This window comes from Nonomuraea sp. NPDC005692, from assembly GCF_040631115.1.
In the GTDB taxonomy this organism is placed as follows: domain Bacteria; phylum Actinomycetota; class Actinomycetes; order Streptosporangiales; family Streptosporangiaceae; genus Nonomuraea.
The window spans coordinates 196,655-215,124 of sequence record NZ_JBEXYU010000012.1 but is presented as its reverse complement, the minus strand read 5'-3'; the positions used below and the strand labels follow the sequence as shown (position 1 = coordinate 215,124).

The 18,470-nt window shown below is 71.0% G+C and carries 16 protein-coding genes, 1 tRNA gene and 1 pseudogene; all 18 read left to right on the top strand.

From position 1 onward, the window contains the following. The first annotated feature begins 29 nt into the window (after nt 1-29). Nucleotides 30-401 (top strand): signal peptidase I, encoded by a 372-nt coding sequence (locus ABZ459_RS25525; RefSeq protein WP_357974763.1) that lies wholly within the window; start codon nt 30-32, stop codon nt 399-401. Between the two features lie 75 nt (nt 402-476). Beyond that, a complete protein-coding gene (gene mfd, locus ABZ459_RS25520) occupies nt 477-3,977 on the top strand; it encodes a transcription-repair coupling factor (protein WP_357974760.1) in 3,501 nt (1,166 codons plus the stop codon). A 23-nt stretch (nt 3,978-4,000) separates the two neighbouring features. Next, nucleotides 4,001-4,594: pseudogene (locus tag ABZ459_RS25515) on the top strand (SurA N-terminal domain-containing protein); the annotation flags it as partial. A gap of 4 nt (nt 4,595-4,598) precedes the next feature. Beyond that, complete coding sequence (locus ABZ459_RS25510; RefSeq protein ID WP_357974757.1) at nt 4,599-5,531, top strand: MazG family protein; 933 nt, start codon at nt 4,599-4,601, stop codon at nt 5,529-5,531. Between the two features lie 75 nt (nt 5,532-5,606). Continuing rightward, a complete protein-coding gene (locus ABZ459_RS25505; protein WP_357974754.1) occupies nt 5,607-7,499 on the top strand; it encodes a protein kinase in 1,893 nt (630 codons plus the stop codon). Nucleotides 7,500-7,604: 105 nt separating this feature from the next. After that, nucleotides 7,605-8,882, top strand: a complete 1,278-nt coding sequence (gene eno, locus ABZ459_RS25500) for a phosphopyruvate hydratase (RefSeq protein ID WP_357974751.1) — start codon at nt 7,605-7,607, stop codon at nt 8,880-8,882. 71 nt (nt 8,883-8,953) lie between these two features. Beyond that, nucleotides 8,954-9,364: a septum formation initiator family protein gene (locus ABZ459_RS25495; protein ID WP_357974748.1), complete on the top strand. Its 411-nt coding sequence runs from the start codon at nt 8,954-8,956 to the stop codon at nt 9,362-9,364. Beyond that, nucleotides 9,354-9,842: a DUF501 domain-containing protein gene (locus ABZ459_RS25490; RefSeq protein WP_352323567.1), complete on the top strand. Its 489-nt coding sequence runs from the start codon at nt 9,354-9,356 to the stop codon at nt 9,840-9,842. Before ABZ459_RS25495 ends, ABZ459_RS25490 begins: the two co-directional genes overlap by 11 nt. After that, the gene (locus ABZ459_RS25485; RefSeq protein WP_357974745.1) at nt 9,833-10,822 is read left to right on the top strand and encodes a Ppx/GppA phosphatase family protein; all 990 of its coding nucleotides are present in this window, start codon (nt 9,833-9,835) and stop codon (nt 10,820-10,822) included. The genes ABZ459_RS25490 and ABZ459_RS25485 overlap by 10 nt, the downstream gene beginning before the upstream one ends. Nucleotides 10,823-10,968: 146 nt before the next feature. Further along, on the top strand, nt 10,969-12,393 hold the full coding sequence (locus ABZ459_RS25480; protein WP_357974742.1) for a hypothetical protein: 1,425 nt from the start codon (nt 10,969-10,971) through the stop codon (nt 12,391-12,393). Nucleotides 12,394-12,481: 88 nt separating this feature from the next. Continuing rightward, entirely contained in the window at nt 12,482-12,808 is a 327-nt protein-coding gene (locus ABZ459_RS25475; protein ID WP_352323564.1) for a PadR family transcriptional regulator, read from the top strand. Next, nucleotides 12,805-13,725 (top strand): hypothetical protein, encoded by a 921-nt coding sequence (locus ABZ459_RS25470; protein WP_357974739.1) that lies wholly within the window; start codon nt 12,805-12,807, stop codon nt 13,723-13,725. Before ABZ459_RS25475 ends, ABZ459_RS25470 begins: the two co-directional genes overlap by 4 nt. 18 nt (nt 13,726-13,743) lie before the next feature. After that, nucleotides 13,744-14,538 carry a uracil-DNA glycosylase gene (locus tag ABZ459_RS25465; RefSeq protein ID WP_357974736.1) on the top strand — a complete coding sequence of 265 codons (795 nt, stop codon included), beginning with the start codon at nt 13,744-13,746 and terminating at the stop codon, nt 14,536-14,538. 95 nt (nt 14,539-14,633) lie between these two features. Beyond that, nucleotides 14,634-15,950 carry an NAD(P)/FAD-dependent oxidoreductase gene (locus ABZ459_RS25460; protein ID WP_357974734.1) on the top strand — a complete coding sequence of 439 codons (1,317 nt, stop codon included), beginning with the start codon at nt 14,634-14,636 and terminating at the stop codon, nt 15,948-15,950. An 80-nt stretch (nt 15,951-16,030) separates the two neighbouring features. Next, nucleotides 16,031-16,543 carry an ACT domain-containing protein gene (locus ABZ459_RS25455; RefSeq protein ID WP_357974731.1) on the top strand — a complete coding sequence of 171 codons (513 nt, stop codon included), beginning with the start codon at nt 16,031-16,033 and terminating at the stop codon, nt 16,541-16,543. Next, on the top strand, nt 16,540-17,064 hold the full coding sequence (locus ABZ459_RS25450) for a peptide deformylase (RefSeq protein ID WP_357974728.1): 525 nt from the start codon (nt 16,540-16,542) through the stop codon (nt 17,062-17,064). Before ABZ459_RS25455 ends, ABZ459_RS25450 begins: the two co-directional genes overlap by 4 nt. 49 nt (nt 17,065-17,113) lie before the next feature. Then, nucleotides 17,114-17,186, top strand: a tRNA-Leu gene (locus ABZ459_RS25445). A gap of 370 nt (nt 17,187-17,556) precedes the next feature. Continuing rightward, a complete protein-coding gene (locus ABZ459_RS25440) occupies nt 17,557-18,348 on the top strand; it encodes a Bax inhibitor-1/YccA family protein (RefSeq protein WP_357974725.1) in 792 nt (263 codons plus the stop codon). Nucleotides 18,349-18,470: the final 122 nt, after the last annotated feature.

Here is an 18,470-nt window from a genome sequence, read left to right as displayed (position 1 = left end):
TACGCACTTCCCTGCTAGCGTCCTGCCCCGTGGACGGGCAGGTTTACGTGGGGAACGCCAATATCGACGCGGCCGGCGACCGTGGCTGGCTGCTCGGTCACTTCAAACCCTTCGGCGACCCAAGGCACAGTGAAGAAGTCGAGATCAAGTGGGGCGTGCACCCGGCGGGCGACGAGCGTGCCCAGTGGGTCAGGGGTGAGCAGCGCACCGCCCTGCTCGTCCTGATCAGCGGCCGGTTCCGGGTGGAGCTGCCGGGGCGCGGCGTGCTGCTGGCCGAGCCCGGCGACTACGTGGTCTGGGGCAAGGGCGTGGACCACTCGTGGGTCGCCGAGGAGGAGTCGGTGGTGCTCACCGTACGCTGGCCGTCGGTCCCCGGTTACCGGGTGCCGCACCCCGAGTAGGCTGGGTGGAGACCCCCGCGACCTGACCCGGCCGGGGGTAGTTGTGTTGCCGTCGTGGGGCTGTGGGCGTATCTGATGAGTCTTTCCGGACTGCTTGACCTTGTGGCCCTGGGGGCCGGGGCCGACCCGAAGCTGACCGCCGCGCTCGAAGAGGGCGGCGACGTCTCACTGATCGCGCCCTCGGCGTTGCGGCCGTTCGGCGTGGCCGCGCTGGCCGCGCACGATCAGCGCACCGTGCTGGCCGTCACCGCCACCGGCCGGGAGGCCGAGGACCTGGCGGCGGCGCTGACGAGCCTCGTCGAGCCGAGCTCGGTCGCGGTCTTCCCGGCCTGGGAGACGCTGCCGCACGAGCGGCTCTCGCCGCGCAGCGACACCGTGGGCCAGCGCCTGGCCGTGCTGCGGAGGCTGGCGCACCCGGTCAAGGGCGACACCGCCGCCGGGCCGCTCGGTGTGGTGGTCGCCCCGGTCAGGGCACTGCTCCAGCCGATCGTCAAGGGCCTCGGCGACCTGGAGCCGATCAGGCTGAAGGCGGGCGACGACGCCGACCTCGACGAGGTGGTCGAGCGGCTGGTCACCAACGGCTACCACCGGGTCGACATGGTGGAGAAGCGCGGCGAGGTGGCCGTGCGCGGCGGGCTGCTCGACGTCTTCCCGCCCACCGAGGAACATCCGCTGCGGCTGGAGTTCTGGGGCGACACGGTCGAGGAGATCCGCTGGTTCAAGGTGGCCGACCAGCGCTCGCTGGAGGCGGCCGAGGACGGCCTGTTCGCGCCGCCGTGCCGCGAGCTGCTGCTGACCGGCGAGGTCAGGGCGCGGGCGCGGGAGCTGGCGCAGGAGCATCCGGCCCTCGCCGAGGTGCTCGACCAGCTCTCCGACGGTATTCCGGTCGAGGGCATGGAGGCGTTCGCGCCGGTGCTGGCGGGGGAGATGGACCTGCTGCTCGACCACCTGCCGGTCAGGTCGGCGGTGTTCGTGTGCGACCCCGAGCGCATCAGGGGCCGGGCCGAAGAGCTCGTACGCACCTCGCAGGAGTTCCTGGAGGCGTCCTGGATCAACGCGGCGGCCGGCGGCGAGGCGCCGATCGACCTGGGCGCGGCGGCCTTCCGCACGCTGGAGGACATCCGCGGCCACGCCGACGCGCTGGGCCAGCCGTGGTGGACGATGGCGCCGTTCGGCAACGGCGTCGAGCTCGACGCCCATGACTCCGAGGCCTACCGGGGCGACACCGCCAAGGCGCTGGCCGACATCAAGGGCTGGCTCGCCGAGGACAAGGCGGTCGTGCTGCTCAGCGAGGGCCACGGGCCGGCCGAGCGCATGGTCGAGCTGCTCAAGGGCGTCGACGTGCCCGCGAGGTTGCAGCGTTTCCTGGACAAGGCGCCCGAGCCCAAGGTCGTGCACGTCTCGACCGGCCTGATCGAGCACGGCTTCATCACGCCGCGCCTGGCCGTGCTCACCCACCTCGACCTGGTGGGCCAGAAGGCGTCCACCAAGGACATGCGCCGGCTGCCCTCGCGCCGCCGCAACATGGTCGACCCGCTCCAGCTCAAGGTCGGCGACCACGTCGTGCACGAGCAGCACGGCGTCGGCCGCTACGTCGAGATGGTCCAGCGCACGGTCCAGGGCGCGACCCGCGAGTACCTGGTCATCGAGTACGCCAAGGGCGACCGCCTCTACGTGCCCACCGACCAGCTCGACGAGGTCACCCGCTACGTCGGCGGCGAGGCGCCCACGCTCAACCGCATGGGCGGCGCCGACTGGGCCAAGGCCAAGTCCAAGGCCAAGAAGGCGGTCAAGGAGATCGCCGGCGAGCTGATCAGGCTCTACTCGGCACGCATGGCCTCGCCCGGCCACGCCTTCGGCGCCGACACGCCGTGGCAGCGCGAGATGGAGGACGCCTTCCCCTACGCCGAGACCGGCGACCAGCTCGAGGCCATCGACGAGGTCAAGCGCGACATGGAGCGCGGCGTCCCGATGGACCGGCTGATCTGCGGCGACGTCGGCTACGGCAAGACCGAGATCGCGGTGCGGGCGGCGTTCAAGGCCGTCCAGGACGGCAAGCAGGTGGCCGTGCTGGTGCCGACCACGCTGCTGGTGCAGCAGCACATGTCCACCTTCGCCGAGCGCTTCTCCAGCTTCCCCATCGCGATCAGGCCGATCTCGCGCTTCCAGACCGACGGCGAGGTCAAGGGCACGCTGGAGGGGCTGCGGTCGGGCGCGGTCGACGTCGTCATCGGCACCCACCGGCTGTTCAGCCCCGAGGTGCGGTTCAAGGACCTCGGGCTGATCATCATCGACGAGGAGCAGCGGTTCGGCGTCGAGCACAAGGAGGCCATGAAGCACCTGCGCACGCAGGTCGACGTGCTGGCCATGTCCGCCACGCCGATCCCGCGCACGCTGGAGATGGGCCTGACCGGCATCCGCGAGATGTCCACGATCCTCACGCCGCCGGAGGAGCGGCACCCGATCCTCACGTTCGTGGGGCCGTACGAGGAGAAGCAGATCGGGGCGGCGATCCGGCGCGAGCTGATGCGCGACGGCCAGATCTTCTTCGTGCACAACCGGGTGGCCTCGATCAACCGGGTGGCGGCGCGGCTGCGCGAGCTGGTCCCCGAGGCGCGCATCGCGGTCGCCCACGGCCAGATGAACGAGCACCAGCTCGAAAAGATCATGGTCGGGTTCTGGGAACGCGAGTACGACCTGCTCGTCTCCACCACGATCGTCGAGTCCGGCCTCGACGTGCCCAACGCCAACACGCTCATCGTCGACCGGGCCGACAACTACGGCCTGTCCCAGCTCCACCAGCTCAGGGGCCGGGTCGGGCGAGGCAGGGAACGCGGTTACGCGTACTTCCTCTACCCGCCGGAGAAGCCGCTGACGGAGACCGCGCACGAGCGCCTGGCCACCATCTCCCAGCACACCGAGATGGGCGCGGGCATGTACGTCGCGATGAAGGACCTGGAGATCCGCGGCGCGGGCAACGTGCTCGGCGCCGAGCAGTCGGGCTTCATCGCGGGCGTCGGCTTCGACCTCTACGTGCGCCTGATGGCCGAGGCCGTGCAGGAGCAGAAGGCCAAGCTGTCCGGGGCCGAGGTCCAGGAGGAGCAGCAGGACGTCAAGGTCGAGCTGCCCATCAACGCCCACATCCCGCACGACTACGTCACCTCCGAGCGGCTGCGGCTGGAGGCGTACAAGCGGATCGCGGCCATCACCGCGCCGATCCACATCGACGAGGTCCGCGAGGAGCTCACCGACCGGTACGGCAAGCCGCCGGTGGAGGTGGAGAACCTGCTGGAGGTGGCCCGCTTCCGGATCAAGGCGCGCTCGGCCGGGCTCACCGACGTCACGCTGCAGGGGCAGAACATCAAGTTCGGCCCGGCGCGGCTGCGGGAGTCGCAGCAGGTCAGGCTCGACCGGCTGTACAAGAAGGCGGTCTACAAGCAGGCGGCCGAGACGTTGCTCGTGCCGGTTCCCAAGACCAAGCCGCTGGGCGGACAGCCGTTGCGCGACCTGGATCTGCTCAAATGGTGCGGCGACCTGGTCGAGGCGATGTTTCTTGAGCCCGCGCGGGTAAGCTAAGCGCGGTTTTTGTTCGGAAAGGGACGCATGTGAAGTCGATTCGAGTGGCTGTGGCCGCCGGTGCGGTAGGACTCGCCGCGCTGACCGCCTGCTCTTCGCCCATGGAGGCCGGAGCCGCGGCCGTGGTCGGGAGCGAGCGCATCTCGGCCCGCGACCTGACCAAGAACGTTCAGGCGTACGAGGCCGCCCTCAAGCGCGCCAACGTCTCGGCCGAGCAGCTCGGGGTGCCCGTCACCCAGTTCGTGCTCTACCGGATGGCGAACGAGAGCGCGTTCAGGCAGCTTGCGGCCAAGCACAACGTGCAGGTCAGCGAGAGCGAGGTCGACAACGCGCTCAAGGACCCGGGCCAGTACCAGTCGCCCGAGATCAACCTGATCGCCAGGGGCGTCAGCCCGGCCGACGCGCGCGGCTACCTGCGCGCGGAGCTGGGCGCGGTCAAGGTGCGCAACCAGCTCGGCGGCGCCCAGGACCAGGCCGCCCAGGAGAAGTTCGTCAAGGAGCTGACGAGCATCAAGCCGATCTACAGCCCGCGTTACGGCCAGTTCACCCAGCAGGGCTTCGTCGATCCGGGCCGGTTCGGCAAGTCCTCCCAGCAGGCGCAGCCGCAGCAGGGCTAGCCCGATGCCGCTGATCGTCGTCACCACCTCGCCCAGGGTCGCGCCGGGCCTGCTGAGCGACCAGGCCTGGCAGGCGCTGCGCTCGGGGCCCGTGCTGACCGGCTCCGCCGCCCACCCGCAGCTTCCCTATCTGGCCGCCGCCGGGATCGAGGCGGAGGTCGTCGTGCCCGACGCGGTCGCGCTGTCCAGGCGGGCGGTGCGCGAGCGGGTGGTCTGGCTCGCCGGTGACGACGAGGACTTCATGCGCGCGATCGGGCGCGCGGCCATCGCGCTCGACGAGCCGCCGCTCATCGAGGTCGTGCCCGGTTCGTACGACCTGCCCGGCTCGCGGGTGCTCGACCTGGTCGCGGTGATGGACCGGCTGCGCACCGAATGCCCGTGGGACCGCAAGCAGACGCACGAGTCGCTGGTGCCGTACCTGCTGGAGGAGTCGTACGAGGTCCTGGAGACGATCGAGCAGGGCGACTACCCGGCGCTCCGCGAGGAGCTCGGCGACCTGCTGCTCCAGGTGGTCTTCCATGCCCGCGTGGCCGAGACGTTCGACATGGACGACGTCGCCGCGGGGATCGTCGAGAAGCTCGTCCGGCGGCACCCGCACGTGTTCGGGTCGGTGCGGGCCGAGAGCGCGGACGAGGTCAACGACAACTGGGAGGCGATCAAGGCGGCCGAGCGGGCGGCCAAGGGCGGCGAGCCGTCGGTGCTCGACGGCGTCCCCATGGGCCAGCCCGCGCTCGCGCTGGCCGCCCAGCTGCTGCGCAGGGCCGAGCGGGCCGGTGCGCCCGAGGCGCTGGCGGCCGCGATCGGCCAGGGTGTGGCCCGCGAGCTGTTCGACCTCGTACGCCGGGCGCAGGAGGCCGGGCTGGACCCCGAGGCCGAGCTGCGTGCCGCGGCCCGTGCCTACCGCGACCGCGTACGCGCGTGGGAGTCCAACGCCTGACCGCCCTGGTTGTCGGAAGAAGTCACCAAATGCCAGGATCCTCGGGGGCTTGAACCGGCGAGCCGAGGGGGACTGGTGGTAGAGCTGAGACCGCTGCGCTCGGGGGAGCCGCGGGAGGTGGCGGGCTACCGCCTGCTCGGCAGGCTGGGCGACGGCGGGCAGGGCTCGGTGTTCCTCGGCCGCGACGCGGGCGGCGGCCACGCGGCCGTCAAGGTGCTGCATCCGCGCCTGCTGGGCGACGAGCGGGCCACCCGCCGGTTCCTGCGGGAGAGCGCGACCGCCGCCAAGGTGGCGGGCTCACGCACGGCGCGGATCTACGGCAGCGGGCTGGCCGAGGGGCGGCCGTACATCGTCAGCGAGTTCATCGACGGGCCGTCCCTGCACGACCTGGTCCTCGACGGCGGCCCGCTGACCGGCGGCGAGCTGGAACGGCTGGCGGCCGGCACGATCACGGCCCTGATCGCCATCCACGGCGCGGGCATCGTGCACCGCGACTTCAAGCCGAGCAACGTGCTGATGGGCCAGGACGGCCCCCGCGTGATCGACTTCGGCATCGCCAAGGACCTGGACTTCTCCACCACGGCGAGCAGCGTCGTCGGCACGCCGGGGTACATGTCGCCGGAGCAGATCGCGGGGGAGGGTGCGACGGCCGCCTCCGACGTCTTCAGCTGGGCGGCCACCATCGGGTTCGCCGCCACGGGGGAGCCGCTGTTCGGCCGGGACTCGATCCCGGCCGTGCTGAACCGGATCCTGCACGCCGAGCCGGACCTGCGTGAGGTGCCCGAGCCGCTGCGCGCGGTGTTGGCGGCGTGCCTGGCCAAGGAGCCGCAGGCGCGGCCGTCGGCCGACGACGTGCTGGCGCGGCTGCTGGGCCGTACGGCATCGCGCGGGCACGTCCGCGGCCGCGCCCGCGGGCGGGCGCGGCACGGCGGGGGTGAGGTGCGGGCTTCGCGGTCCGGTGCGCGTCCGGGGGCGCGGCGGGGGTGGGCCGCCGCCGGGATCGGCGTGCTCGTCGCCGTGGGGGTGGTGGCCGGGGCGCTGTGGCGGAACGCCGGCCTGCCCTCCGGCCTGTCCTCCGGCGGGCAGTCGGAGGCGTTCGGCGTCGAGCTCGGCCCCGCGTTCGGGCCCGAGCCGGGGGCCCAGGTGGCGGCGATGGCCATCGGCCATCACAAGGGCGCGCCCGTCGTCGTCTACGCCGAGAGGAAGGGCAACTCGATCGAGGTGTGGGACCCGCGTACCGGCGAGCCGCTCGACCGGCTCGCGAACGCGGGCCCAACGCCGGTGCGCTCGCTGCTGCTGGTCCCGGTGGGCGGCCGGCAGACGGCGGTCTGGACGGGCACGGACGGGACCGTGCGGCGCTGGCGCATCGGCGACGCCCGCCCCGGCACGTGGCGCAAGGTGTGCCCGTCGGAGGCCCGCCTGGCGTCCGGCCAGTGGCGCAAGCAGCCCGCGGTCGTGATCGGCTGCCGCGACGGCCGGGTCGTGACGCTCGACCTGGCCGCCAACCGCGTCGTCGCCAGCGCCAGGCCGGCCGCCGGCCCGGTCACCGCCCTGGCCTGGGACGAGGCCAGCGGCAAGGCCCTCGTCGGCACCGGCCGGGGCCTGGTGGGCACGGCCGGTGGGCTGCTCGGCGAGGGCAAGGGCCAGGTGCGCTCGGTCGCCGCGTTCGGCGACGGCCGCGCGGCCGTCACCACGGGCCGCTCGACCGCCGTGTACGACCTGGCCAGCGGCGCCTTCGTGCGTGGCTTCACCACGGGCGCGGCGGGCGCCGGCGTCACGGCCGCGGGCGGGCGCCGGATGATCGCCGGCGGCGGCGAAGGGGTCACCGTGTGGAACGCCGACCGCGGCGAGCGGCTGGGCGGCCTCGCGCCGGGCAAGAAGGTCAGCGGCCTGGCGGCGGGCGACGGGCTGCTGGTCGTCGCGGCGGGCGGCCGCCTCCAGGCCTGGAGCCTGTCCTCGACCGGCTGACCCGGCACGGGCCCGGCGTCCGGCACCTGGACCGTGCCGTACCGGTGGCCCGGGGTACCGATAGGCTCTGATGGCATATTGCCTTTCGATTTAGGAGCGCAACCCGTGGCTACCATCGAGGTCGTTTACGCTCGCGAGATCCTCGACTCCCGGGGCAACCCCACGGTCGAGGTCGAGGTCGTGCTCGACGACGGCAGCAGCGGCCGCGCCGCCGTGCCGAGCGGGGCGTCCACCGGCCAGTTCGAGGCGGTCGAGCTGCGTGACGGCGGCAAGCGCTATGGCGGCAAGGGCGTGGAGAAGGCCGTGCTCGCCGTGACCAACGAGATCTTCGAGGAGATCAACGGGGTCGAGGCCGAGGACCAGCGCATCATCGACCAGATCATGATCGACCTCGACCGCACGCCCAACAAGGCCAAGCTGGGCGCCAACGCCATCCTGGGCGTCTCGCTCGCCGTCGCCAAGGCCGCGGCCGACAGCGCCGACCTGCCCCTGTTCCGCTACGTCGGCGGCCCCAACGCCCACGTGCTGCCCGTGCCGATGATGAACATCCTCAACGGCGGCGCACACGCCGACACCAACGTCGACATCCAGGAGTTCATGATCGCGCCGATCGGGGCGGAGACGTTCCGCGAGGCCGTGCGCATGGGCACCGAGGTCTACCACGCGCTCAAGGGCGTGCTGAAGGAGAAGGGCTACGCGACGGGCCTGGGCGACGAGGGCGGCTTCGCCCCCAACCTGCCCTCCAACCGCGACGCCCTCGACCTGATCCTGGTCGCGATCGAGCGGGCCGGCTACGTGCCGGGCGAAGACGTGGCGCTGGCCCTCGACGTGGCCGCCTCCGAGTTCCACAAGGACGGCGTCTACACGATCGACGGCAAGGGCGTCTCGGCGCGGGAGCTCATCGCCTTCTACGAAGACCTGGTCGACAACTACCCGCTGGTCTCCATCGAGGACCCCCTCGACGAGGAGGACTGGGAGGGCTGGAAGGCCATCACCGAGGCCCTCGGCGACAAGGTGCAGCTCGTCGGCGACGACCTGTTCGTCACCAACCCCGAGCGGCTGGAGCGCGGCATCAACGAGGGCACCGCCAACGCCCTGCTGGTCAAGGTCAACCAGATCGGCACGCTGTCGGAGACCCTCGACGCCGTCGACCTGGCCCACCGCAGCGGCTACCGGTGCATGATGAGCCACCGTTCCGGCGAGACCGAGGACACGACGATCGCCGACCTGGCGGTGGCGGTCAACTGCGGTCAGATCAAGACCGGCGCCCCGGCGCGGTCCGACCGCGTGGCCAAGTACAACCAGTTGCTGCGCATCGAGGAGCTTCTCGACGACGCCGCCCGCTACGCGGGTCGCGCGGCTTTTCCGCGGTTCCGGCGCTAGTTTCGACTGACGGTCCGCGGCCTGGGAAGGTCTGACGGCCGCGGGCCGTACGTCGAAGGGGGTGTGCAGCATTGGCGAAGAGGCCGCAGCTGACCGGGCGGGCCGCCATCCTCGCGGTCGTGGTGTGCGCGATCGCGATGAGCCTGGCCTACCCTGTGCGCGAGTACATCAGCCTGCGCCGCAGCATCGCCGAGCTGCAGGCGGAGAAGGCCAGGGTCGAGGCCGAGCGGCAGACGCTGCTGGCGCGCGACCGGCAGAGCGACGATCCCAACTGGATCAGGCGCACAGCCAAGGAGCGGCTGCACTTCTGCGGCCCCGGCGAGAAGTGTTATGTGGTGATGGAGCCCGAGCAGGGCAAGGAGCAGACGGCCGTGAAGCAGCCCGTCGAGGTGCCGCCGTGGTACCAGACGCTGTGGGAGTCGGTGGAGGCCGCCGACAAGGGCACGGGCCGCAGAGCGGTGGAGAGCAGCAGTGGAAAGTGACGACGTCGAGGCGGTCCAGCGGCAGCTCGGCCGGCCGCCCAGAGGTCTGCGCGGGGTGGCCCACCGCTGCCCGTGCGGCAATCCCGACGTGGTGGAGACCGCGCCGCGGCTGCCCGACGGGTCGCCGTTCCCGACCCTGTACTACCTGACCTGCCCCAAGGCCGCCTCGGCCATCGGCACCCTCGAAGGCTCCGGCCTGATGCGCGAGATGCAGGCCAGGCTGGCAAGCGACCCCGACCTGGCGGCCGCCTACCAGGCCGCGCACGACGACTACGTCGCCAGGCGCGACAAGGCGGCCCACGACGAGGGCATGGAGCCGCTGCCCCGCGACATGCAGAGCACCGGCGGCATGCCGCTGCGCGTGAAGTGCCTGCACGCCCTGGTGGCGCACGAGCTGGCGGTGCCGGGGAGCAACCCGTTCGGCAGGGAGGCGCTCGACGCGCTCCCCGACTGGTGGAGTGACGGACCATGCGTGTAGCCGCCATCGACTGCGGCACCAACTCGGTGCGCCTGCTCATCGCCGACGTCCGCGAAGACACGCTGCACGACGTCGAGCGGCGGATGGAGATCGTCCGCCTGGGGCAGGGGGTCGACCGCACCGGCATGCTGGCGCCCGACGCGCTGGAGCGCACGTTCAAGGCGATGCGTTCCTACCGGGAGCTCATCGACCGGCACGGCGCGGTCGCGACCAGGGTGGTGGCCACGAGCGCCACCCGCGACGCGGGCAACCGGCAGGAGTTCGCCGACGGCGTCCGTGAGATCTTCGGCGTGACGCCCGAGGTCGTGACGGGGGCGGAGGAGGCCGAGCTGTCGTTCAGGGGGGCGACCAGGGGCCTGCTGCGCATCTCGCCGGAGACCGAGGTGCCGCAGGGCCCGCTGCCGCCCTACCTGGTGGTGGACATCGGCGGCGGTTCCACGGAGTTCGTGGTCGGCTCCGAGCACGCCGAGGCCGCGCTGTCGGTGGACATCGGCTGCGTACGGCTGACCGAACGCCACCTGAAGGACGCCGGCGACCCGCCGCCGGCCCCGGCGCTGGAGGCCGTCGTCGCCGACATCGAGGCGGCCCTCGACCGGGTCGAGGAGGCGGTGCCCGTCGAGCGGGCGCACACGCTGGTCGGCCTGGCGGGCTCGGTGACCACGATCGCGGGCATCGCGCTCGACCTGCCGGCCTACGACTCCGAGCGCATCCACCACTCCAGGATCACCGCCGAAGAGGTGCACGAGGTGACGCGGCGGCTGCTTGCGATGACCCATGGTGATCGCGCGCAGGTTCCGGTGATGCATCCTGGGCGTGTTGACGTGATTGGTGCCGGTGCGCTAATTCTTGACCGGATCGTGCGTCGTTTTGCGTTTTCGCAGGTCGTCGTCAGCGAACACGACATCTTGGACGGAATCGCCTGGTCCCTCGCCGACCGAGATAGCCAAATCCGGACATTTCCGATCTATGACCCGTGTTGAGCGTGCAATCACTATTGTGATTAGGTAAAGGCGCAAAACGGGGGCTTTGCCATATTGCTGTGCACGGAAGGTGCCGGCGTGGCGACCGTTCCCGAGCGCGTCTTTTCCCTCACGGAATGGAGCACTCTCACATGATGTCTGTTGGGTTGGCACGTAAGGCGGCGGCGTTCGGCGCCTCCGCCGCCGTGCTGGCCGCCATGGCAGCGGGCCTGGTCGCCAGCCCCGCTCAGGCGGCGACCTCGGCCGCGGCGGGCAAGGCCAGCACGGCCACCGCGGCCAAGTCCTCCAAGGTCTCGGTCACCGCACCGAAGGCCGCCGACCAGGACTACCAGGGTTCCTGCCCGGTCAAGGTCAACTTCTCGGCCAAGATCAAGGTCCCGGTCAAGGGCAAGACCGAGCTCGCCTACCGTTGGCTCCACGGTGACGGGTCCAAGGGCAAGGTCCAGGTTGTCAAGCTCAAGGGCCACGGCACCAAGTCGGTCACCGTCAAGGAGTCGGTGACCTTCAAGGGTGACGTCAAGGGCTGGGAGGCCGTCCAGGTCCTCGGTCCGAAGAAGGTCACGTCCAAGAAGGGCTACTTCTCGGTCTCGTGTGTCGACCTCGGTGGCGTCCGTACGGACAAGGACGTGTCGGTCTCGGCTCGCGCCTGGGCCAACCCGTCGTCCTACGAGGGCGTCTGCACCCCGGGCGACAAGATCGACTTCACCGGTCTGATCAGCGTCAACCACCCGACCTGGGTCCGCTACCGCTGGATCCTGAACGGCGACGTCGTCGACCACGGCAAGGTCAAGGTCTGGAACAAGCGTAAGGTCGGCTTCGGCCTCTCCCCGCGTCACAGCCAGCGTGGCTGGGCGCAGCTGGAGATCGTCGGCCCCGACGACGCCCTGTCCAACCGCGCCTACTACAAGGTGTGGTGCAAGGACTCGACCCCCGCTCCCGCTGTCAAGGTGTCGGCCACCAACCTGGTGACGGCCACCAACAACAACGGGTGCAAGGTCGGCGCGCACGCCACGGTCAGCGCGACCGGCGCCGCGCGCGTCCAGTACACCTGGGCGGTCAACGGCGAGTCCGTGTCCAAGGGCGAGAGCTTCTTCGCGGGCAGCGGCTCCAAGACCGTCGAGCTCCCCGAGCGGGCGCTGATCGGCGAGGCCGCCAAGGGTGGCAAGATCACCCTGACGGTCACCGGCCGGAACAACAGTGACTCGATCACGCAGTCGTACGCGGCGTGCGAGGCTCCCAAGCCCACCGCGTCCGTGTCGGCCGTGTCGGTCTCCGGCACCCGCAACGACATGTGCAAGGACAACCGTGGTCCCGGCGTGGACTTCTCGGCCACCCTGCACAGCACCGGCCCGACCACCGTCAAGTACTACTGGGTGGTCAACGGCGTCAAGGACGTCAACGTCCTTGAGCGTCAGGTCAACGGCGACCTCTCCGTGACCTGGGGCGTCGGTGGCACGCACGGCAGCAAGGAGACGAAGGGCACCATCGAGCTCGTCGTCGTCAGCCCGAACGCCGCCTCGTCGGGCGTCGCCAACTACTCGGCGACCTGCCCGGCCAAGGCCGACGCCTAAGCTGATCATGTGACCGGGCGGCACCCTCACGGGAGCCGCCCGGTTCTCTTGTTGCCACTACTGCGCATAGCGCAGTACTCTGCTTCGCGTGGATAGCAGCCAGTTGCTCAAGGGCGTGCTCGACCTGGCCGTCCTGGCCGTGCTCGCCGAGCGCGACGGCTACGGCTACGACGTCGTGCGCAGGCTCAGGGAGGCGGGCCTGGAAGAGGTCGGCGACGCCTCCGTCTACGGCACGCTGCGCCGCCTGTTCAAGGCCGGCGCGCTCAACTCCTACGTCGTGGCCTCCGACGAGGGCCCCCACCGCAAGTACTACGGGCTCAACGAGGTCGGCCGCACCCTGTACGCCACCTCCGCCAAGCGGTGGGCGTCCTTCGCGGCGACCATGGATTCCCTGCTCAAGGAGGGCCACGCATGACCACGCCGGAACAGTACGCGCAGGCCGTCCGCGACGCCCTGGCCGGTCACCCGGACCGCGAGGAGCTGATCGAGGACCTCGACGACCATCTGGCCGAGATCGCGGCCGAGTCCGACCTGCCGCTGGAGGATCGGCTCGGGCCGCCCGCCGCGTACGCGGAGGAGCTGGTGGCCGCCTACGGAGGGCGTCCCCAGAGCGGCCGGAGTCGCCGTCCGCGGCCTCGCGCGTGGGCGGCGGGGGCGCATGCCGGGCTGCTGCGGCACAAGCCGTACCGGAGCTTCGTGGCCTTCCTGCCCGAGCTACGGCCCGGCTGGTGGGTGCTGCGCGGCTACCTGCTGGCCATGCTGCTGCCGGCGATCACGGCGGGCGGCGGCGTCGTCCCCGGGAACCTGGCGGAGTGGGCGCTCGTGGCGGTGGCCGTGTGGGTCTCGGTGTGGTTCGGCCGGGCCCGCGGGGGGCGCTTCGCCGCGCTGCTGGCCACGGGCGTCAACGTGCTGGCGGCGCTGGCGCTGCTCGCCGGCATGGCGACGCTCTCCGACCGGGACGACCAGCAGGTCGCGATGGCGGCGCCGGCCGACGTGATGCTGGTCGGCGGCGGCCTCGACGTCTACAACATCAAGCCGTACGCCAAGGACGGCAGCCCGCTGACCGACGTCTACCTCTACGACCAGGACGGCAACCCGATCACCGTCAGCCCCGAGAACCACGGCTACATGGTCGACCGGTCCTGCGGCGAGCCGGTGCTCAACCGCTACCCGCTGCCGCTGGTCCAGCAGCAGGAGATGATGGCCGACAACGGCATGCCCACGGCCACGCCCGCCGCCTGCCCGACGGCCTCCACGGCGCCCCTCGCCCCGTCGGCGACGCCCGTGCCGACCGCCACCACCGCCACGCCCGTGCCCGAGAGGACGAAGTGATCGGGCACCATCGGTGTCATGAGCTTCGTACCACCCGGCACCGGCTGGCCCGGCGACCCCGCCACCCCTGACACCCCGGTGGCCCACGACCCCGCGGACGTGCGCCGCCTCGCCTCCACCACCGGCACCCTCGCGGAGCTCACGGCCGCGCAGTCCGTCTGCCGAGCCTGCCCGCGTCTGGTGGAGTGGCGCGAGGAGGTGGCGCGCGTGAGGCGGCGCGCGTTCGCGGACGAGACGTACTGGGGCCGTCCGGTCCCCGGGTGGGGGGCCGAGCGGCCGAAGGTGCTGCTGGTCGGCCTGGCGCCGGCGGCCCACGGGGGCAACAGGACGGGCCGCATCTTCACCGGCGACCGCAGCGGCGACTGGCTGTTCGCCTCGCTCCACCGCTGCGGCCTGGCGGCCAAGGAGACCAGCACGTACGCCGGCGACGGCCAGGAGCTCATCGACACCAGGGTGGTGGCGTCGGTGCGCTGCGCGCCCCCGGCCAACAAGCCCACGCCGGAGGAGAAGGCCGCCTGCTTCCCGTGGATGGCGCGCGAGGTGGCGATGGTGGCGGAGAGCGTACGGGTGGTGGTGGCGCTCGGCGGGTTCGCCTGGCAGGCCATGTGGCCCGCGCTCAAGGACGCCGGCTACGACCTGCCGCGCACCCGCCCCCGGTTCGGCCACGGCGTCGAGGTCGAGGTCCGGCACGACGCCGCCCCCGTCACCCTGGTCGGCTGCTACCACCCCAGCCAGCAGAACACCTTCACCGGCCGCGTCACCGCCCAGATGCTGGACGACGTCTTCCTCCGGGCCAGGTCACTGGCGGTGTGACGCGTCCCACCATCCCCGGGTTGGACTCTCCGGAAGTGCCCGACGTAAGCTTGTGAATGCTTTCACAAGCATTCCACGAGGGATGGGGCCTCAGGATGAACAAGCACATTTTGATCGTCGGCGGCGGTTACGTCGGCCTGTACACCGCGCTCAGGCTGCAGCGCAAGCTCCACCGCGAGCTGCGCGGCGGCGAGGCGCGCATCACGATCATCGACCCCCAGTCCTACATGACCTACCAGCCGTTCCTGCCGGAGGCGGCGGCGGGCAACCTCTCGCCCAGGCACATGGTGGCCCCGCTGCGCCGGATCCTCCCCAAGGTGCGCATTCTGAACGGCACGGTGACCAAGGTCGACCACGCCGAGCGCGCCGTCACCTTCCAGCCCGCCGAGGGCGAGCCGCGCCAGGTGGCCTACGACGTGATCGTGATGGCCGCCGGGTCGATCTCGCGTACGCTGCCGATCCCCGGGCTGACCGACATCGGCATCGGGTTCAAGACCGTCGGCGAGGCCATCGCGCTGCGCAACCGCGTGCTGCACCTGCTCGACGTGGCCGAGTCGACCGTCGATCCCGACGTGCGGCGCAGGGCGCTCACGTTCGTCGTGGTCGGGGCCGGCTTCGCCGGCGTGGAGGCGCTGGCCGAGCTGGAGGACATGGCCAAGGACTCCACCCGCTACTACCGCAACATCAGCCCGGCCGACCTGCGCTGGGTCCTCGTCGAGGCCACGAACCGGGTGCTGCCCGAGGTCGGCCCCGAGATGGGCAAGTGGACGCTGGAGCAGCTGCGCGAACGCGGCATCGAGGTCAAGCTGGACACCAGGCTGGAGTCGTGCGAGGGCGGCCACGTCGTGCTCAGCGACGGCACCGAGTTCGACGCCGAGACCCTGGTGTGGACGGCGGGCGTCAAGCCGAGCCCGGTCGTCAACGACAGCGACCTGCCCCTGGACGAGCGGGGCCGGATCAGGACCACCGCCGCCCTGACCGTCGCCGGCACCCGCGACGCCTTCGCCGCCGGCGACGCGGCCGGAGTGCCCGACGTGACGAACCCGGGCCAGTACTGCGCCCCCAACGCCCAGCACGCCGTGCGCCAGGCCAAGGTGCTGGCCGACAACATCGTCCGCCACCTGCGCGGCGAGCAACTGGTCGATTACCGCCACAAGTATGTCGGATCGGTCGCCGGATTGGGCCTGCACCAGGGCGTCGCCAATGTCTATGGCGTGAAGCTGCGCGGTTTCCCTGCGTGGTTCATGCACCGCACCTACCATCTGTCGCGGGTGCCGACGCTGAACCGCAAGGTCCGTGTCGTCGTCGACTGGACCCTGGCCCTGTTCTTCAAGCGAGAGACCATCTCGCTGGGTGAGATGGAGCACCCGCGCGACGGGTTCAGGGCCGCGGTGGCGACGACCCGCCGCTAGCCCAGGTACGGCAGCGCCCCGGCGAGCATCGCCGGGGCGTTTTCGGCACCCCTGGACGAAATGCGGAAGGGGTACCACGGGTGGGGCTCTCAGCGGTGACCGTGCTCGGCGTGGACCGGCCCGGCGTGATCGCCGCCGTCACCGGTTCGCTGGCCGACTGCGGTGCGAACATCCAGGACTCGACCATGACGCTGCTCGGCGGGTACGTGGCGATGATGCTGCTGGTCTCCGGCGATCTCGACTCCGCCGAGCTGACCAAGCGGCTCACCGCGCCCGAGCTGGTGGTCTCCGCCTCGGCGATCGAGGCGCGGCGGCACTTCTGCGACGACGGCGGCGGCCTCGGCTACGTCCTCACCGTGCACGGCCCCGACCGGCCGGGCATCATCTCGGCCGTCAGCGCCGTGCTGGCCGCCGACGGCGGCAACATCACCGGCATGAGCACCCGGCTCACCGGCCGCCTCTACGTGCTCATCGCCGACGTCGAGCTGCCCAAGGACGTCGACGTCGCCGCCCTCATGCGCCGGCTGGCGGCGGTCGGGGCGGGGCTCGACTCGGAGATCACCTTCCGTCCCGTCGAGCCGGACCTGCTGTGACGGGCGCCAGAGGCACCCCGCGCCAGGTGCTCGGCGCGCCGCACCCGGCGCTGTCGGCCAGGGCCGAGCCGGTCGATCCGGCGGCCCCCGAGACCGTGCGGGCCGCGGCCGACCTCCTCGCCACCCTGCGCGGCGAGACGGCCATGACGGGTCTGGCCGCCCCGCAGATCGGCCTGAGGTGGCGGCTGATCGCCTTCAACGCCTGGGCCCACCCTCGGGCCCGGTCGTGGGCCGGGGAGCTCGTCCTGGTCAACCCTCGCCTCACCAGCGCCTCCCACTGGGACGGCGGGCGCGAGGGGTGCGCGTCCATCGCGGGGCTCACGGCGGACGTACGCCGGGCGACGCGTATCACCGTACATGGGCATTTGCCGGGCACGGGGGAGCCGGTCATCATCGAGGCGGACGCCTTCGAAGCCCGCTGCATTCAGCACCAACTGGACCATCTGGACGGTCTACTCTTCTTGGACAGAGTGCCAGGGGCGCTATCACTTCACCGCAGACTTCACAGTTGTGACGCCTGATGCGAAGTTGTGCTCCTCGGAAGCATGGTCCGTTTCGTATGATTGCGGCGCCCCCGTAGCCCAATGGCAGAGGCAAACCCCTTAAAAGGGTTGTAGTGCGGGTTCGAATCCCGCCGGGGGCACCTTTCTTAAGTGTCCCCGACCTGGGGTTTTCTCCGAGTGAAGCGTCTTGTCGCATCCGGTGGTTCACTACTGCTGTCAACCCGTCACACAATGCTTCCCCTCGTTTGCCGGGAAGACCCGGTGTGGTGAGGCATCAGGAAGATTCCGTTTTCATCACGAAACCCAACAGAAGCCAGTTTCAATTGGTCGCCACGCAGTTACTCGCCGCCCGGCCGCCGGCCCCCCGGACGGCCGCCCCGGCCCCGGGAACTCGTGCGAGGTCACGTTCGTTGTCCTCGCTGCCGAAGTCCCCCCGACGAACTTCGATCTGAGCGTGAGTTGACCTAGGTGCCGCCAGGCCCCGTAGGCTCGGCGCCACAGGAGGCAGCGATGGAGAGCAAGAACCCCGTTTTCGGCAGGGCGCGTCAACAGCGCGCGGGTTGGGGCGGCCCCGCCCCGTCACCCGACACCCTGCGGAACATGTACGACGCCCCGTCGTACGCACCCCCGGCCCCGCCCGCCCACCGGGCGATGACCCTCGACGACGTCGTCGTCCGGGGCTTCCTCACCCTCGGAGCGCTCGTCGTGGCCGCCGCCGCGGCGTGGGTGCTCAACGTCCCCCCGATGGTGGCCGTCGGCGCCGCCGTCGTGGCCCTGATCCTCGGCCTGATCGCCTCGTTCACCCAGAGCACCAACCCGGCGCTCATCCTGGGCTACGCGGTGTTCGAGGGCGTCTTCCTCGGCAAGGTCAGCCAGCTCTTCGAGGGCGCCATCAGCGGCATCGTCTTCCAGGCGGTGCTCGGCACGGCCTTCGCCTTCGGCGCGGTGCTGACCGTCTACTCGCTGCGGGTCGTCCGCGTCACACCCAAGCTGGTCAAGTACGGCATGGCGGCCGCCATCGCGGTGGTCGGGCTGGTGCTGGTCAACCTGCTCGTCGGCATCTTCAACGGCGTCGGGCTCGGCCTGCGCACCGACAGCCCGCTCGGCTACATCTTCAGCATCGTCATGATCCTGATCGGCTGCTTCTTCCTGCTCCTCGACTTCGACTCGATCGAGCAGGGCGTGCGCCAGGGCGTGCCGGAGAAGTTCGCCTGGCAGTGCGCGTTCGGCCTCATGCTGAGCCTGGTGTGGATCTACCTCGAGGTGCTCCGCCTCATCAGCTATTTCACCGGCGACGACTGATCGTTCACCTCCTGGGGGCCTCGCCGTAACGGCGGGGCCCTCTCTTTGTGCGACCGGAAATCTACCTGCCGTCACAGAATGATGCCTGGCCGGGGGGTTGCCATTCGCAGCGCGGTGTTGCA

Coding starts and splice junctions, on each gene's coding strand:
- mfd (WP_357974760.1), top strand. CDS start 477: ATGAGTCTTTCCGGACTGCTTGACCTTGTGGCCCTGGGGGCCGGGGCC.
- ABZ459_RS25510 (WP_357974757.1), top strand. CDS start 4,599: ATGCCGCTGATCGTCGTCACCACCTCGCCCAGGGTCGCGCCGGGCCTG.
- ABZ459_RS25485 (WP_357974745.1), top strand. CDS start 9,833: ATGCGTGTAGCCGCCATCGACTGCGGCACCAACTCGGTGCGCCTGCTC.
- ABZ459_RS25470 (WP_357974739.1), top strand. CDS start 12,805: ATGACCACGCCGGAACAGTACGCGCAGGCCGTCCGCGACGCCCTGGCC.
- ABZ459_RS25465 (WP_357974736.1), top strand. CDS start 13,744: ATGAGCTTCGTACCACCCGGCACCGGCTGGCCCGGCGACCCCGCCACC.
- ABZ459_RS25460 (WP_357974734.1), top strand. CDS start 14,634: ATGAACAAGCACATTTTGATCGTCGGCGGCGGTTACGTCGGCCTGTAC.
- ABZ459_RS25440 (WP_357974725.1), top strand. CDS start 17,557: ATGGAGAGCAAGAACCCCGTTTTCGGCAGGGCGCGTCAACAGCGCGCG.